This window comes from Corynebacterium tuberculostearicum, from assembly GCF_046097255.1.
In the GTDB taxonomy this organism is placed as follows: Bacteria; Actinomycetota; Actinomycetes; order Mycobacteriales; family Mycobacteriaceae; genus Corynebacterium; species Corynebacterium tuberculostearicum_J.
Genome location: NZ_CP175770.1, coordinates 1 through 16,096, shown reverse-complemented (window position 1 = coordinate 16,096; position 16,096 = coordinate 1). Strand labels below are relative to the sequence as shown.

Here is a 16,096-nt window from a genome sequence, read left to right as displayed (position 1 = left end):
ATAAAGGAGCAAGTGCGTGTTGAACCAGACCAAGCGAATCGTCATCATCGGCGGCGGCCCGGCCGGCTATGAGGCCGCGTTGGCAGGCGCCAAATATGGTGCAGAAATCACCATTATTGAAGACCAAGGCATGGGCGGTAACAGCGTTATCTTGGACTGCGTTCCTTCCAAGTCTTTCATCGCCGGCGCCAATATTAAGACCGACCTGCGCCGTGCCGAGGACATGGAACTTAACCAGGGCATTGGCCAGGCCGACCTATCCCTGACCGCGCTCAATAAGCGCGTGCAGGACCTGGCAAGCAAGCAGTCTTCCGATATTCGCGCCACCGTGGAATCCTTGGGCGCCCGCGTTATCGATGGCCGCGGCTACTTCCCAGAGGATCAGGAAGCCGATGCCTTCGGCGGCCATAAGGTCACTGCCGTATTCAACGAGGACGGCCACGAAGAAACCATTAACGCAGACCTCGTCTTGGTAGCTACCGGCGCCACCCCTCGCATTCTCCCTGGCGCTCAGCCGGATGGTGAGCGCATCCTTACCTGGCAGCAGGTTTATAACCTCACCGAGCTGCCGGAGCACCTCATCGTCGTCGGTTCTGGTGTGACCGGTGCGGAGTTCGTCTCTGCCTTTGCGGAGCTAGGCGTTAAGGTCACCATGGTTGCCTCCCGTGACCGCATTTTGCCGCATGACGACGCCGACGCGGCCGACGTCCTCGAGACCGTGCTTAGCGAGCGCGGCGTTGAGCTGGAAAAGAACTGCCGCGTGGAAACCGTCAACCGCACTGAGGACGGCAACGTGCTGGTGACCACTCAGGACGGCCGCGAGATTACCGGTTCCCATGTCATTATGTCTATCGGCTCCATCCCGAATACTCAGGACTTGAAGCTGGAGAACGTGGGCGTAGAAACCGCCAAGTCTGGCCATATTCAGGTTGACCGCGTCTCCCGCACCAATATTGCCGGCATCTACGCCGCGGGCGACTGCTCTGACCTCTTCCCGCTGGCTTCCGTCGCCGCAATGCAGGGCCGCGTAGCCATGTATCACGCACTTGGCGAGGGCGTGTCCCCGCTGCGCTTGAAGACCGTGGCCAACGCCGTCTTCACCCGTCCGGAAATCGCCGCCGTCGGTTTCACCCAGGCAGAGATTGAGGCCGGCGAAGTCGCCGCCCGCACCATCACCATGCCGCTTAATACCAACCCGCGCGCCAAGATGCGTTCCCTGCAGCACGGCTTTGTCAAGCTCTTCTGCCGCGCTACCTCGGGCCGCGTTATCGGCGGCGTCATCGTCGCGCCGACCGCCTCCGAGCTCATCCTGCCCATCGCCATGGCCGTAACCAACCAGCTCACCGTGAACCAGCTGGCCGATTCCTTCGCCGTATACCCGTCCCTGTCGGGCACCATCACCGAGGCTGCGCGACGCCTCGTTGCCCACGACGATCTGGAGTAAACGAAACCAATTCCTCTCTTCGCGCCCGCACTCGATAATCAGTCGAGATCGGGCGCTTTTTCATGCGCCGCTAAAAGGTGGAGTAAGAATGCTCGGCGGTGCGATTGAGTGAAACCTGGATGGGGCGATCTGCTTGAGGAAGAGCACGCTGGGGACAATGCTCGCGCGGGCAAGCGGTACAACCAGGGCCGATAGGGGTGGCAGCGGATGCGTCTAGATTAAGCGCATCGGCGTAGACAATGCGTTCGGCCTCAGAGATATCGCAGCCTAAGCCCACGGCGAATTCTTTGCGAGGGGTTCCCCAAGATTTTGCGGTTCCTTGCACAAAGCGACCTATCCACAAGTAGGCGTGGCCGTCCGGCATGGCGGCTACCTGGCGGGTGATGCGATTGGGCGTCTCAAACGCGCGATGGACTACCCATAAAGGGCATGACCCGCCCGAGCGGGCGAAGTGGAAGGCGGTGGAGGATTGGCGCTTGGAGATATTCCCAGCGCGGTCGGTGCGGATGAAGGAAAAGGGCACGCCGGTAAGGCCTGGGCGCTGGAGGGTGGCCAGGCGTTGTGCGGTGGTTTCGAAACCGGTGCCAAAGTAGTTGCACAAAAGGTCGATATCGTAGCGGGTCTCCTCAGCCATCGACAGGAACGGTTGGTAGGGCATGGTGACAGCGGCCGCGAAGTACTGTGCAAGCCCTAAGGTAGCTAGTTCTTGCGCCTCGCCGGCAGGAAGCTCGGAGACGAGGTTATCGCAGACATCGCGGTAGGCGAGCAGGCAGTATTGGAGCGCCATTTCAAAGACCAATTGGGCTTCAGAAAGGCCGTCACGAAGCGCAAGCTCCCGGGTGTCCGGATCGAAGTCGCGGCGAGGTCCCGGCCGGGAAAAGCGGACAGTAACGCCGAGATCCTCGTGCATGCGGGACGCTAAACGGCCGCGGCGTAGCACCCGGTCACCGAGTTGGCCGGCGAGCTCTTCAGCTAGGATATCGAGCTCGTGGATGTAGTTATGGGCGTCGTAGAAAAATTCACGGACGAGCTCAAAGGGGGAGCGCTCCCGCGCTGGAGCGCGGGTGGCGACGTCGACGAAGCGGGGCATGAGCTCCGGAAAGCGCGAGGCTAGGTCGGCCAAGGAGTCTTCGGCAGCGTCGGGAAAGATGCGGCGTAGGTCGGTGATGGTGCGCGTATCGCGGTCGTCGGCGAAATATCCGGGATCCACGTCGAAGCGCTGGGTCAGCTGCATGAGCACGGTGACGGTAAGCGGGCGTTGATCGTTTTCGAGCTGGTTGAGGTAGCTGGTTGATAGTCCCAACTGTTTGGCCATCGCTACCTGTGTTAGCCCCCGCTGCTTGCGCAGTGCATGGATTCGTGCCCCCGCATAATGCTTGGTCATCGCTAGTTCGGTCACCTTTCGCCGCAGTGAACAGTGGAAACCACAAGGTTTGCAGATTCCACTGAATCGTTCCGCTAGATTACACACACCCTACTTATAGCGCAGAGCACATTCAAGCATTTAGTGTGATGTGAAACGCACCGCAGAGTGAAGGAGGACCCATCTAGTGAAGAAGCACGAGGTACGCACCCATAAATCCGCCGAGGAATTTCCCTATGAGGAACACTTGGCATACAAGGTGGCAGAAGTAGCCGCGGACCCCGTAGAGGTCCCAGCTGAGACCACCGACATGATTATTAACCGCATTATCGACAACGCAGCTGTGGCTATGGCCTCCGTGGCGCGGGGGTCTGTAACCTCCGCCCGCACCATGGCCCAGGCACACCCGGTAAGCGAGGGAGGTTCCACTGTATTTGGTGTGGATGGAGCCTACTCGGCCGAATGGGCCGCCCTGGCCAACGGCACAGCGGTCCGTGAGCTGGACTATCACGACACCTTCCTCGCCGCTGAATACTCGCACCCAGGGGACAATATTCCGCCGCTTCTTGCTACCGCGCAGCACAAGGGCCTTAGCGGCCGTGATCTTATCCGCGGCATCGCTACCGGCTATGAAATCCAGGTCAACCTCGTTAAGGGAATTTGCCTGCACGAGCACAAGATTGACCATGTAGCGCACCTCGGGCCCTCCGTGGCCGCCGGCATCGGTACCATGCTCGGTTTGGATAGGGACACGATCTACCAGGCGGTGGGGCAGGCGTTGCACACCACGACCGCCACCCGCCAATCCCGCAAGGGATTGATTTCTTCCTGGAAGGCCTATGCCCCAGCCTTCGCGGGAAAAATGGCCATTGAGGCCGTCGACCGAGCGATGCATGGCGAAGGCGCACCGGCGCCCATCTGGGAAGGCGAGGATGGATTCATCGCGTGGATGCTGCACTCGCCGGAGCGCACCTACTCCGTCCCGCTGCCGGAGGACGGCGAGCCAAAACGAGCCATCTTGGATACCTACACCAAAGAACACTCGGCCGAATACCAGGCCCAAGCTCCCATCGATATGGCCTTTGCATTGAAGAAAACCCTGGCAGAAAAGGGCCTGAGGACAGCGGATATCGAATCCATCGTTCTGCAGACCTCGCACCACACGCACTATGTCATCGGTACCGGTGCCAATGATCCGCAAAAGATGGATCCCTCTGCCTCCCGGGAGACGCTGGATCACTCCATCATGTACATCTTTGCCGTCGCCCTCGAGGACGGCGAGTGGGACCACGAGGCTTCTTACGCTCCCGAGCGTGCCACCCGCCCAGAGACCATCGAACTTTGGCACAAGATTTCCACCGTCGAGGACCCCGAGTGGACCCGCCGTTATCACTCCAACGACCTTTCTGAAAAGGCCTTTGGCGGCAAAGCTGTGATCACTTTCAAAGACGGCACGGTGGTAGAAGATGAGCGCGCCGTTGCTGACGCCCACCCGCTTGGCGCCCGACCCTTTGGGCGCGAGCAATACATAGAGAAGTTCAGAAAACTCGCAAACGGCATCGTGGACGAAGCCGAACAAGAGCGCTTCCTCAACGCGGTCCAAAACTTGGAAAATCTCACTGACCTTACCGAGTTAAACGTGCGGGTGACCGATGCTCACCTCGCCGCCGCACCCCAGAAACCGGAAGGACTCTTCTAATGGCTGGACTATTTGGCTCTTTGAAAACTCCTGCGGAAAAGCGTCAGCAATTCCGCGCCGACCTCGAATCCGGCACCATTACCCGATTGCCGGGCGCGTTCAATCCCCTGACCGCGCGGCTAATTCAGGATATCGGTGGTTTCGGCGGCGTCTATGTCTCCGGCGCGGTGCTGGCCAATGATTTAGGCCTTCCCGATATTGGCCTGACTACTTTGACTGAGGTGGCACAGCGCTCGGGCCAGATTGCCCGCGCGACGGACCTGCCCTTGCTTGTCGACGCCGACACTGGCTTCGGTGAACCCATGTCCGCCGCCCGCACCATAGCCGCGCTCGAAGACTCAGGCCTGGCCGGATGCCACCTTGAAGACCAGGTCAACCCGAAGCGCTGCGGCCACCTCGACGGCAAAGAAGTGGTGGACACAGATATTATGCTCCGCCGTATTAGCGCCGCGGTCAACGAGCGGCGCGACCCTAACTTCATTGTTTGTGCCCGCACCGATGCCGCAGGAGTCAATGGCATTGATGACGCCATCGACCGTGCAAAGGCTTACGCCGATGCCGGCGCGGACCTTATCTTCACTGAAGCGTTGTACCAGCCAGCAGACTTTGAAAAATTCCGGGCCGCTGTCGACACCCCGTTGCTGGCAAATATGACCGAATTCGGTAAAACCGAGTTGCTTTCAGCGCAACAGCTAGAAGACCTCGGCTATAACGCAGTCATCTGGCCTGTCTCCACCTTCCGCGTGGCTATGGGCGCTACCGAAGATTTCCTGCGGGATATGCATGAAACCGGCTTGCAAACCGACTGGCTCGAGCGCATGCAACACCGTTCCCGCCTTTATGAGCTGGTGCGTTACGAGGAATACAACGACTTCGACCAATCCGTATTCACCTATTCCAAAGACACCTACCGACCCACCTTCGAAAGCTAAGGAGAATTTACACCATGTCCGATAAGAACCAGACCCCCGAAATCCGCAAGGGCCTGTATGGCGTCGTCGTCGATGAGACTGCCGTGTCCAAGGTCGTCCCTGAGACCAACTCGCTGACTTACCGCGGCTATCCCGTCCAAGAGCTCGCCCGCTATTGCTCCTTCGAGGAAGTGGCCTATCTGCTGTGGAACGGCAAGCTGCCGGGGCAGGAATCCCTCATCCGCTTCTCTGCCCGCGAGAAAGCCCTGCGCCATTTGGAGCGCCATGTCATTGACCTCATCATGTCCATGCCGCTGTCGTGCCACCCAATGGACGTCCTGCGTACCGCCATTTCCTATATCGGTTCCCAAGACCCAGAGGAATACACCAAAGACTCTGAACATATCCGTCGTACCGCGCTTGAGCTGATGGCCAAGATCCCCACCATCATTGCCCTCGATATCCGACGCCGTCGCGGTGAAGGCTACATCCAACCTTCTCGCAAGAAGGGCTTTGCGGAGAACTTCCTGTGGATGGTCTACGGTGATGAGGAAGGCTCCCCAGCTACCAACCGCGCCGATATCGAGGCCTTTGATAAGTCCCTCATTCTCTACGCCGAGCACTCATTTAACGCCTCCACCTTCGCTGCCCGCGTGGTGACCTCCACTATGTCCGATACGTATTCCGCTATCGTCGCGGCTATCGGCGCTCTCAAGGGGCCATTGCATGGCGGTGCCAACGAGGCAGTTATGAAGAACTTCCTGAAGGTTGGCGATCCTGCCAAGGCCGAAGAATGGACCAAGAAGAAGCTGGCCAACAAGGAACTGGTCATGGGCTTTGGCCACCGCGTTTACAAAAACGGCGATTCCCGAGTTCCCACCATGGAGGCCGCCTTTAAGGAGCTGGCCGAACAACACGACCAGACCCAATGGATTGAAATGTACGACATAATGGCCAAGACGATGGAGGATAATACCTCCATCAAGATCAAGCCTAACCTCGATTTTCCCGCTGGCCCTGCCTATCACATCTTGGGTTTCGACATTGAATTCTTCACGCCAATCTTTGTCATGGCCCGCATTACCGGTTGGACCGCGCACATTGTGGAGCAGAACGAGAATAACTCGCTTATTCGTCCGCTATCCGCATATAACGGCGAGGAACAGCGTTCGGTCCCGCCAAAGTCCTTCTAAAACGTGTCAACTCCCCCACATTCCGGCACCGTCACGTTGGCCGGAGTGGGGGAGCTGACATATTTGTCGTGGCTTTTCTAAGGTCGGGTTATGGCTGGATACGTCGTGCGAGTAGGTAAGTGACTATGGAGCAGACAATAATGCTGAGTCCTGCAAAAAAGAACAATCCCGGCCACGGGGCATCAATTTCTGGGGCGCCGACGTATTGGAAAATTAGTGTGAGTGCGAAGTCTACTAGAACAATGCCCGCGATGATTCCAGCAATTATGAGCAGGCGTGAAGCCCAAGAATGAGAAGAAGCAGAGCTGAATATGAGGCCTATGAGCGTACCGATATAACCGGTCATGAGGTGACCGCAAGTGAAGCTGCCGAAGGTCGCGATGCGAGCGAAAATGGGAGCGGCATCAATATTTCCAGGGGCAATGACCCACGAAGAATACATAGCTACGCCGGCGCGTAGGGCAGCATAGTAAGTCAGCCAAGCAATAGCTCCGAAAACCAGCGCAGCTACCCAAAGCGTTGCGTGCATACTGGTTAGCCACTTTGTTGAGGGAAGCCCTAAGCCACGAAGCGGGCGGTACTCAGTAGCGGCAAAGGCGCAATAAATTCCCCAAATGAATACGGCGAAGAAACTCCAACCCGCAGGGTTGATGATCGTCTCGGGATCAGACGGTAGAAAATACGGAACGGTCCAGAGCAATACGATGATAATGCTCACGGAGATTAGCGATTTCTTGGCATTGAGGTTGAAGGTCTTCAGTAGCTTCATGACTAGAACTCCTCTTGTGGGGTGCGGGCGGATTCATGGGCGCGGGAGACAAGGAAATCGATGAGCTGGCCGTCGTCAAGGTAGGAGACGGTGATTTGGGCGGCGGCTGCGGTATCGGCCGGGAACGGGGCCGGGCACCACGCGTGCACCTTGGAGGTGGAGCCAAGGGAGGAGTGGTGGAGAGGGAGGGCGTCGGCAAGCGCGAGTGCTTGCTCCACGTCCTTGGTGCTGCCGCTAATGACGGGGTAGTGCGGCCGTTGGGATTCCAGGTCGGTGGGTTTATTGACCGTGCCGTCGTGCACGGTAATGACCTGGTCAACCAGGCCGACGAGGTCTTCGGCGCGGTGAGAAGAAAGCACCAGCAGCCAGTCCGGGGTACCGGAGGCGTGGGCGATAATGAGCTCGCGCAGGCGCGTGCGAGTCGGTGCATCCAAGCCATTGAAGGGCTCATCGAGGAGGGTAACCGGCGTGCGCGCTGCCAGGGCAGTGGCACAGGCAACCAGGTGGCGCTGGCCGGTGCTTAAAGAGCGGTTCTTGCTGCGCTTGTCGACGCCCACCTTATCCAACAGCTCCTCCGCATACCCCACGTCGAAACCCTCGCGCACATGCTGTGCGGCGCGCAGGTGCTGGGCCACGGTGGAACCGGAGAGCGAAATATCGGCGCCGGTGCGTGCAATCGCCACCTGTGGGGTATCGATGCTGCCCTTGGTAGGGAGGAATCCCGCTATCGCGCGCAGGAGCGTGGTCTTGCCCGCGCCATTGGGACCGATTAGCCCATACATGCCGGCGGTGAGCTCCAGGTGTGGCACGTGCAGGCGGCGCTTGCAGCTGACATTGTGCATTTTAAGGTGCGTCATGATGGTCTCCTTCGGCTTCGATGAGGTCGGCGATATCGCTGGCGCTTAAGCCCAGCGCGGCTCCTTCCTTGAGGAGAGGCACGATGAAGTCTTCCCTGAGCGCCTCTTGGCGTTGGTGGCGTACCTTGTCGCGCGCGCCTTCACGCACAAACATGCCCAGGCCGCGTCGCTTTTCCAGCAGACCTTCCTCGAAGAGGACGGTTAGTGCCTTTGCGGAGGTAGTGGGGTTGACGGAATGGAAAGCTGAAAGCTCATTGGTACTAGGGGCGCGTTCTCCCTCGGGGAGTTCGCCGGAAATAATCATGTCTCTGATTCCTCCTGCCAGCTGTTGATAAATAGGCCGAGTATCGCTCATGGTGCGGCCTCTCGTGTATGTGGCATGTGATTCCTTCCCTGGTGTATGGGTTTACCACCTATGTGGGTAACCATATAGCGAAAGGGGCCCGCGATCAACATGATTTGTGACCGCGGGCCGAGTGGAGTGGTGTTTAGGGCTAGTGAAGGCGTCTTTGTTGAATGAATGCTCCGATTAGGGTGCCCGCTAGGACTGAAGTGATGGTGAAGCCTATTGCGTTCCAATCGACTGCGAACAGAAAGCCATCACCGAGCAAGAAGCTATATGCTGCTAACGGGGCGAGACCGCTGAAGACTCCGATGATTAGGGAACTCAGGCAGATAATCGCTATGGCCCACGAAAACGATTTGAAGCTCCAATCACGGCGAAGACCCAAGTGGAAAAAGGTGGTGTGCAGTGTGTTCATACTGGTATTTAGGCCGCGCGCAATCGCAAAAGATATGGCGATTGCAGAAAGCAGAGCTGCTGTAAGGCTGATATAGAACGATAAGGGGGTCTCGGTTTCGTAGCCTTTGGAAAGCTGGATATCCTCAGGTGGTATACCAAGATGGTTAGCGATTTCTGGCACTCGTTCTGCCTTTTGGGCGGATAAGCCGTCGAATATCCATTGGGTTGAAATGCTAGGAATTTCAAGACTTTGTGCGGTGCTGTTTAGCACCACACCGCCGACTTGTTTCTCCCAATAGTTTCCAAAAGAACCCTCTTGGGCCTCGAGCGTGTGCGACTTTTCGTTTGAATCGGTGATCTGTGTGTGAGAGGCATCCATAAGTTTCTTGTCGCGGACAAGAACACCACCGCTTTCCAGGGTTTGCCTTTCGTCGGAAGTAAGCTTTTCGTCCGTGAGCTTCTCCCAACTCTTGGCATCCTGGACGGAAAGAATGCCAAAAGTTCCCGATACATCAGGAGTCATCGGCAATCCTGCGGAAAGCTGCTGTGCAGAAATGGGTTCGGGCAAGTCACCTTGGGATACTAATGAATTCTGTGCAGATTCTCTCGCAGAATCCATTTCATCTGGCAGGGTCAAGATTGCTTGGTCGGGTGCGACAATTGGTGCGTAGGATTCAGCTTCTGAGGCAGTCATACTAGCGGCCAGGTTGCTGCTGAAGATTGCTATCCCTGCTGTACTGGACAATAGGGCTACTCCAATTAGCGGGAGAAAACGGTGCGAACTTAGAAAGCGACGGGCCAGGTGACTCGGTGACGTTGGGGAATCGCTTTTAATAGAAATAGTTACAGCGAGCGTCAACGCTATCGCGAGCGCTAACGTAGGGATTGGAGCAAGAGTTGTGAAAATTTCCGGGCCGACTACCCCAGCGAACAATACGGTTGCTAGTGCTATGGCGCACAGTGCCGGGATAGCCCCGGCTGAAACCCGCTTCCATTTAGCAGAAAGTTGATGTTCCGCAGTTTGGGCTTTTTGGAACCGGATTGGTAATGCAGTTGTCAGTGCGCTGAAGATCGGGGGAAGTAAGGCGGACGCTAAAAGCAACCCGCACCATTTCCAGGGGAGGACGAAATCCCGCCCAGGCACGGACCCCAACTCTGCTAGATGGGTTCTAAAGAGGTGAGGGAAAAGCGTACCGGTGACAATAGCGCACACTGAAATTGAAAGGACTAGAAAAAGGATCTGTACGTGGAAGATAGCCCACAACTTCTTCCTGGATATTCCGAGTTGATGTAGAGCGTTGGCCGGGGCTTCGAGCGCGCGCCTTTGCATGGCAGTTAGGAAGGCTGAGAAAAATAGAGGTAAGAGAAACGCAAAAATTCCGAAGAAAAACGAGTATTCATCAAGAAGGCTTTTGGGAGGCTGATTCTCCAGCGATTGCCTTGAGAGGTAGGACAGTTTCACTGCTTCTCTGGCGCTGAACTCGGCATTGTCTACGTGAGCAATGCGATCCATTGTCTTTTCTAGTTCTTCTTGGTCCGAAGACTGGTTATCTAAAAGCATTGGGCGCGCCCCAGCACTAGATGGGGATGAAGGAGTGGTGCTGAGATCCCATGTGCCAGGCGCTGCGTACACGGCGGTTGCGGTCGGTACATATTTACTGGTAACGGTGCCGACCACGTTAATCTCCAGGTTGCTACTAAAGGCACTGACCCCTGATTCCTCGGAAAGACCGCTAGCTGTGGTTGCGATAATTTCCCCCGGAGAGGTTGGCCACCGACCTGATTCCAAAATTAAACCGTAGCTGGGCCCTTGGCTTTCCCAATCACCCTCCGAATATGTCATTCGGTGATCGGGGTCAGTATCCACGTAGAAGTCTTGCGATACAAGTTCACGGGAGAACCGCTTGGGATCTGACGGTGCGGATAGGCAATCGTCGATATCGTCGCCTAAGGAAAGTGAACAGGGCGCGTCTGCTCGCTGGTGGTTATCGCCTAGGTTCGATGCGACGTGTTGTTCGGCGGACATTGTCATAAGCATCGCACTCGTGGCTGTAGCGGCAAGGAGGAGAATGCTGAGAGCAGCTAGTGCGTACATGAGACGCACTTTGGGCTGTCCTTTAATGATTTTGGATAGAAGTTGGCTAACCAAGTGATTCCTCCGCCTCCTCTGCATTGTGTAGAAGGCCGTCGATCAAGGTGAAAGATCGGGTGCAATAGTCCAGAACGATCGGGTCATGGGAAGCAGTGATGATGGTTGTTCCCTGACTGGCGAGTTTTCTAAACAGTGCAAACACGCTTCGCGAGTTTTGTTGATCCAAAGCGGCAGAAGGCTCGTCTGCTAGTAGGATCGACCGGTTTCCGCTCAACGCACGGGCAATACCGACCCGCTGGCATTGGCCGCGGGACAATTCGTCGGGATATCGGGTCTCTAGTCCCTCGAGACCTACTTGTTCTAAGAGGGATTCAGCCGCCGTTCGAGAATCTACAGGCTTGTATCCTGCTGCTGATAGGACGAGTTGCACGTTTTCGGCGGCGGTCAGCTCGGGAATGATGAGATCGGATTGGTGGACAATGCCAATAATCTCCCTGCGCAGACGAAGCAATTCCTTTTCAGAAGCGGTATCTACTTTGACCCCGCTAACCGTGACTGAGCCCGAGTCTATGGAGATTAAGCCGGAAAGCATGTCCAAAAAAGTGGTTTTCCCTGAACCGCTTTTGCCGGAGATTGCAATGAAGTCTCCCTGTGCGGCTTTTAATGAAACTCCCTTGAGTGCGTGAGTCGCCTTAGGGCCAACGCCGAGTGTTTTATGAACTTGGTGAATGTGAATTTGGGTCATTTAGTTCTGAAATATTGAAGCTGGGAAGAAAGATGATTGTCATCCTTCTTCCCAGCTAACGGATGTCTACTTAGCAGCCCCGATTAGTGCGCCACGAGGTAAGGGTGTCGTTGCTCCACCAGCCCACATAATTGTTATTGGAAAATGGAGTCATGGTGTGACACTTGCCGCCACCATTGGCGTGCTGGTACCAAGCAGCATGGCCTCCAGTGTTATTGATCCACGATGACATCTTGTCATTGGCGTTGCGCGAAACGTTCATGATTCCGATTCCAGGGCCCCGGGAACCTAGGAATCCGCTGAAGTTAGCTTCGTTGAAAATGCACACAAGGCCTCCACTGCATTCACCTGCGGAGGCACTGGCTGCTGGTACAGCGATTCCGCTCAGTGCTGCGATAGCTACGCTGGCTGTAGCGAGTTTTTTATTCTCATTTTCTCTCCTTGTTAGAGATTGGCGGGACGTGCGCTGGGTGCGCAAAACGAAAGTAACACCTTGCATATAAATATGCATTAATTAAAGAAAAATTAGTATGAAGTGAAAATGAACACTTAGTGAATCCAAGGGTGTCCCCGCTGTATATTTTGCTGAGGCGAAAATTTGCAAGATTTACAGACCGGCTAACCCTGTTATTACTGGTCGGACTGCAGAAACCACCCATTCAACGGTTTAAGCGCTGGATAGTGTGGCAAACTCCGCTTGAAAATGGGCAGACAAGGAAGGTTTCGATCTCTAAACTGAGATACGGATCACCCAAGAGGAGGTGCTGTATCGCAGTACCTTCCGAGTTGAAAGGAACACAGAAGTGGCTAATCCCGCGCTTCCATCGTTCAAAAAGATTCTGGTAGCCAACCGTGGCGAAATCGCCGTGCGTGCATTCCGTGCTGCCTTCGAGACCGGGGCAAAGACCGTCGCGGTCTATCCTCGCGAAGACCGAAACTCCTTCCACCGCGCCTTCGCGGATGAGGCCGTCCGCATCGGCGCCGAGGGGCAGCCGGTCAAGGCATACTTGGACATTGATGAGATTATCCGCGCCGCCAAGAAGGCCGAAGCGGATGCCATTTACCCCGGCTACGGATTCCTTTCGGAGCGCGCAGATTTAGCCCGTGCGTGTGAGGACAATGGCATTAAGTTCATTGGCCCAACCCCAGCGACCTTGGATCTCACCGGCGATAAGGCGGCTGCGGTTAGTGCGGCGAAGGAAGCTGGGTTGCCGACGTTGCAGGACTCGGAGCCATCGACGGACGTCGATAAGCTGGTCGAATATTCCAAGGACTTTAACTTCCCCGTCTTCGTTAAGGCTGTCGCCGGTGGCGGCGGGCGCGGCATGCGCTTCGTGGAATCCGAGGATCAGCTGCGCGAAAAGGCGGCCGAGGCTTCGCGCGAGGCGGAGGCGGCGTTCGGTGACGGCAGCGTGTACCTAGAGACTGCGGTGATTAAGCCGCAGCACATCGAGGTGCAGATTCTGGCCGATAGCCAGGGCAATGTGGTGCACCTCTTCGAGCGTGATTGCTCGGTGCAGCGCCGCCACCAGAAGGTGGTAGAGATTGCGCCGGCACCGTCGCTGGATTCCGAGCTGCGTGACCGCATCTGCCAGGATGCGGTGAAGTTCTGTGAGCACATCAATTACGAGGGCGCGGGCACCGTGGAATTCCTCGTCGATGAGCGCGGCAACCACGTCTTCATCGAGATGAACCCGCGTGTGCAGGTGGAGCACACCGTGACCGAGGAAATCACCGGCGTAGACATCGTCAAGGCCCAGATGAATATCGCGGCCGGTGCTTCGCTGGAAGATATTCACCTCGCTCAGGACAAGATTTCCATCACCGGTTCGGCCCTGCAGTGCCGCATCACCACCGAGGACCCGAATAACGGCTTCCGTCCGGATACCGGCACGCTGACCGCGTATCGTTCGCCGGGCGGCGCCGGCGTGCGCCTGGACGGTGCAACTTCCGTGGGTGCAGAGGTTTCGCCCAACTTCGACTCCCTGCTGGTGAAGATGACCTGCCGCGGAGCCACTTTCGAACAGGCTGTGCAGCGCGCCCAGCGTGCGCTCAACGAGTTCACCGTTTCCGGCGTGGCCACCAATATCGGCTTCCTGCGCGCCCTGCTGCGCGAGCCGGACTTTACTCAGACGCGCGTGGACACCGGATTCATCAACGCACACCCGCACCTGCTCAAGGCTCCGCCGGCAGTCGACGAATCTGGTCGCATCCTCGAATACATCGCGGAGACCACCGTTAATAAGCCCAACGGTAAGCGTCCGACGGCTCTGCGCCCCTTTGATAAGCTCCCTGAGCTGGACCTTTCCGAGCCGCTCCCGCGCGGTTCCCGCGATGACCTGCTCGAGTTTGGCCCGCAAAAGTGGGCGGAGAAGATCCGCCAGCAGAATGCGCTGATGGTTACGGATACCACCTTCCGCGACGCCCACCAGTCCCTGCTGGCTACCCGCGTGCGTAGTACCGCCCTGGTTTCTGCGGCCGAGGCCGTAGCCCGCATGACCCCGAACCTGTTCTCGGTCGAGGCATGGGGTGGTGCGACTTATGACGTCGCCATGCGCTTCCTCCACGAGGACCCTTGGGTCCGCTTGGATATGCTGCGCGAGGCCATGCCAAACCAGAACATCCAGATGCTCCTGCGCGGACGCAATACCGTGGGCTATACCCCGTACCCAGACTCGGTCTGCCGCGGCTTTGTCCAGGAAGCAGCCAAGTCCGGCGTGGACGTCTTCCGTATTTTCGATGCACTTAACGACGTCTCCCAGATGCGCCCCGCCATCGATGCCGTCCTCGAGACCAATACCACCGTTGCTGAGGTGGCCATGGCGTACTCCGGTGACCTTTCCTCTCCGAGCGAGAACCTGTACACGCTGGATTACTACCTCAAGCTGGCCGAGCAGATTGTAGAGTCCGGAGCCCATATCCTTGCCATCAAGGATATGGCTGGTCTGCTCCGCCCTGAGGCCGCTTCCAAGCTGGTTATGGCGCTGCGCAAGGAATTCGACCTGCCGGTGCACGTGCACACGCACGATACCGCGGGCGGCCAGATGGCTACCTACTATGCGGCTGCTCTCTCCGGTGCCGACATTGTCGACGGCGCCTCCGCGCCGCTGGCCGGTACCACCTCGCAACCGTCGTTGTCCGCCCTCATCGCAGCGTTCTCCCAGTCCAAGCGCGATACCGGTATCGACCTGCAGGCCGTATCGGATCTCGAGCCCTACTGGGAGGCCGTGCGTCAGCTCTACGCCCCGTTTGAAAACGGTATCCCTGGCCCGACCGGTCGCGTGTACAAGCACGAGATTCCAGGCGGCCAGCTGTCCAACCTGCGTGCCCAAGCCGCTGCCCTTGGCTTGGCGGACCGATTCGAGGTCATCGAGGACACCTACGCAGCAGTCAATGAGATGCTGGGTCGCCCGACCAAGGTCACCCCATCCTCCAAGGTCGTGGGCGACCTCGCCCTTCACCTTGTCGGTGCAGGCGTAGACCCGAAGGACTTCGCTGCCAACCCGACCAAGTTCGATATTCCGGACTCGGTCAACCAGTTCCTCCGCGGCCAGCTCGGTACCCCTCCGGGCGGTTGGCCGGAGCTGCGCGATAAGGTGCTCGATGGCCGCGAGGAAACCGGCGCCCAGGTGAGCGAGGTCCCTGCGGAAGAACAGCCGCATCTGGAATCCGATAATTCAGATGAGCGCCGCGCCAGCCTGAACCGCCTCCTGTTCCCGAAGCAGTTCGAGGAATTCAACGAGTTCCGCCGCAAGTACGGCAACACTGAGGCGCTGACGGATACCACCTTCTTCTACGGTCTTACCGAAGGCGAAGAAAAGGTCGTCCACTATTTCCCAGAGGACTCCACCGATCGCGCTGACCTCAAGCAGGTCGTGGTGCGCCTCGACGCCGTGGGTGAGCCGGACGAAAAGGGCATGCGTAACGTGGTTCTCAACGTCAACGGTCAGATCCGCCCGATGAAGGTCCGCGACGAGAACGCCGAATCCACGGTCGCTACCGTCGAAAAGGCCGACCCTTCCAACGAGGGCCATGTCGCCGCACCATTCGCCGGCGTGGTCAACCCCACCGCCAAGCCTGGCGACGAGGTTAAGGCCGGCGATCAAATCGCCGTCATTGAGGCAATGAAGATGGAAGCCTCCATCTCCGCTACCAAGGATGGCGTGGTCGAGCGCGTGGCCATCGGCCAGGCCACCAAGGTGGAAGGCGGCGACCTCATCGCCGTCATCAACTAACTGACGCACGCCAGCGCCCCGCTTCCTAAACCTCTAGGAAGCGGGG

Annotated in this window: 12 protein-coding genes; 5 read left to right on the top strand and 7 right to left on the bottom strand. The window is 57.6% G+C overall.

The annotated features are described in order from the left end of the window. Nucleotides 1-16: 16 nt before the first annotated feature. Complete coding sequence (locus tag ACKFRY_RS00060; RefSeq protein ID WP_179387440.1) at nt 17-1,444, top strand: NAD(P)H-quinone dehydrogenase; 1,428 nt, start codon at nt 17-19, stop codon at nt 1,442-1,444. 70 nt (nt 1,445-1,514) lie between these two features. Here ACKFRY_RS00060 and ACKFRY_RS00055 read toward each other — a convergent pair whose 3' ends face one another. Continuing rightward, a complete protein-coding gene (locus ACKFRY_RS00055) occupies nt 1,515-2,828 on the bottom strand; it encodes a short-chain fatty acyl-CoA regulator family protein (protein WP_408922946.1) in 1,314 nt (437 codons plus the stop codon). Nucleotides 2,829-2,994: 166 nt separating this feature from the next. Between ACKFRY_RS00055 and prpD the strand changes: the two genes are divergently transcribed. Genes prpD through ACKFRY_RS00040 form a run of 3 tightly spaced genes read left to right on the top strand, consistent with a single transcriptional unit; the run spans nt 2,995 to nt 6,610 of the window. Next, nucleotides 2,995-4,506: a 2-methylcitrate dehydratase PrpD gene (prpD, locus tag ACKFRY_RS00050; protein ID WP_408922945.1), complete on the top strand. Its 1,512-nt coding sequence runs from the start codon at nt 2,995-2,997 to the stop codon at nt 4,504-4,506. Then, nucleotides 4,506-5,438, top strand: a complete 933-nt coding sequence (gene prpB / locus ACKFRY_RS00045) for a methylisocitrate lyase (protein WP_408922944.1) — start codon at nt 4,506-4,508, stop codon at nt 5,436-5,438. Before prpD ends, prpB begins: the two co-directional genes overlap by 1 nt. A 14-nt stretch (nt 5,439-5,452) precedes the next feature. Beyond that, on the top strand, nt 5,453-6,610 hold the full coding sequence (locus ACKFRY_RS00040; RefSeq protein ID WP_408922943.1) for a bifunctional 2-methylcitrate synthase/citrate synthase: 1,158 nt from the start codon (nt 5,453-5,455) through the stop codon (nt 6,608-6,610). Between the two features lie 88 nt (nt 6,611-6,698). Here ACKFRY_RS00040 and ACKFRY_RS00035 read toward each other — a convergent pair whose 3' ends face one another. From ACKFRY_RS00035 to ACKFRY_RS00010, 6 genes are all read right to left on the bottom strand, one after another. Beyond that, nucleotides 6,699-7,379 carry a transglycosylase gene (locus tag ACKFRY_RS00035; RefSeq protein ID WP_408922942.1) on the bottom strand — a complete coding sequence of 227 codons (681 nt, stop codon included), beginning with the start codon at nt 7,377-7,379 and terminating at the stop codon, nt 6,699-6,701. A 2-nt stretch (nt 7,380-7,381) separates the two neighbouring features. Further along, complete coding sequence (locus tag ACKFRY_RS00030; protein ID WP_408922941.1) at nt 7,382-8,236, bottom strand: ATP-binding cassette domain-containing protein; 855 nt, start codon at nt 8,234-8,236, stop codon at nt 7,382-7,384. Further along, a complete protein-coding gene (locus ACKFRY_RS00025; RefSeq protein WP_284767849.1) occupies nt 8,223-8,591 on the bottom strand; it encodes a GntR family transcriptional regulator in 369 nt (122 codons plus the stop codon). The genes ACKFRY_RS00030 and ACKFRY_RS00025 overlap by 14 nt, the downstream gene beginning before the upstream one ends. Before the next feature lie 139 nt (nt 8,592-8,730). Further along, nucleotides 8,731-11,073: a hypothetical protein gene (locus ACKFRY_RS00020; RefSeq protein ID WP_408922940.1), complete on the bottom strand. Its 2,343-nt coding sequence runs from the start codon at nt 11,071-11,073 to the stop codon at nt 8,731-8,733. Between the two features lie 46 nt (nt 11,074-11,119). Next, complete coding sequence (locus ACKFRY_RS00015) at nt 11,120-11,815, bottom strand: ABC transporter ATP-binding protein (RefSeq protein ID WP_204610076.1); 696 nt, start codon at nt 11,813-11,815, stop codon at nt 11,120-11,122. A 70-nt stretch (nt 11,816-11,885) separates the two neighbouring features. After that, the gene (locus tag ACKFRY_RS00010; protein WP_236587146.1) at nt 11,886-12,314 is read right to left on the bottom strand and encodes a peptidase inhibitor family I36 protein; all 429 of its coding nucleotides are present in this window, start codon (nt 12,312-12,314) and stop codon (nt 11,886-11,888) included. Between the two features lie 304 nt (nt 12,315-12,618). Between ACKFRY_RS00010 and ACKFRY_RS00005 the strand changes: the two genes are divergently transcribed. Continuing rightward, entirely contained in the window at nt 12,619-16,050 is a 3,432-nt protein-coding gene (locus tag ACKFRY_RS00005; protein WP_408922939.1) for a pyruvate carboxylase, read from the top strand. Nucleotides 16,051-16,096 lie beyond the last annotated feature (46 nt).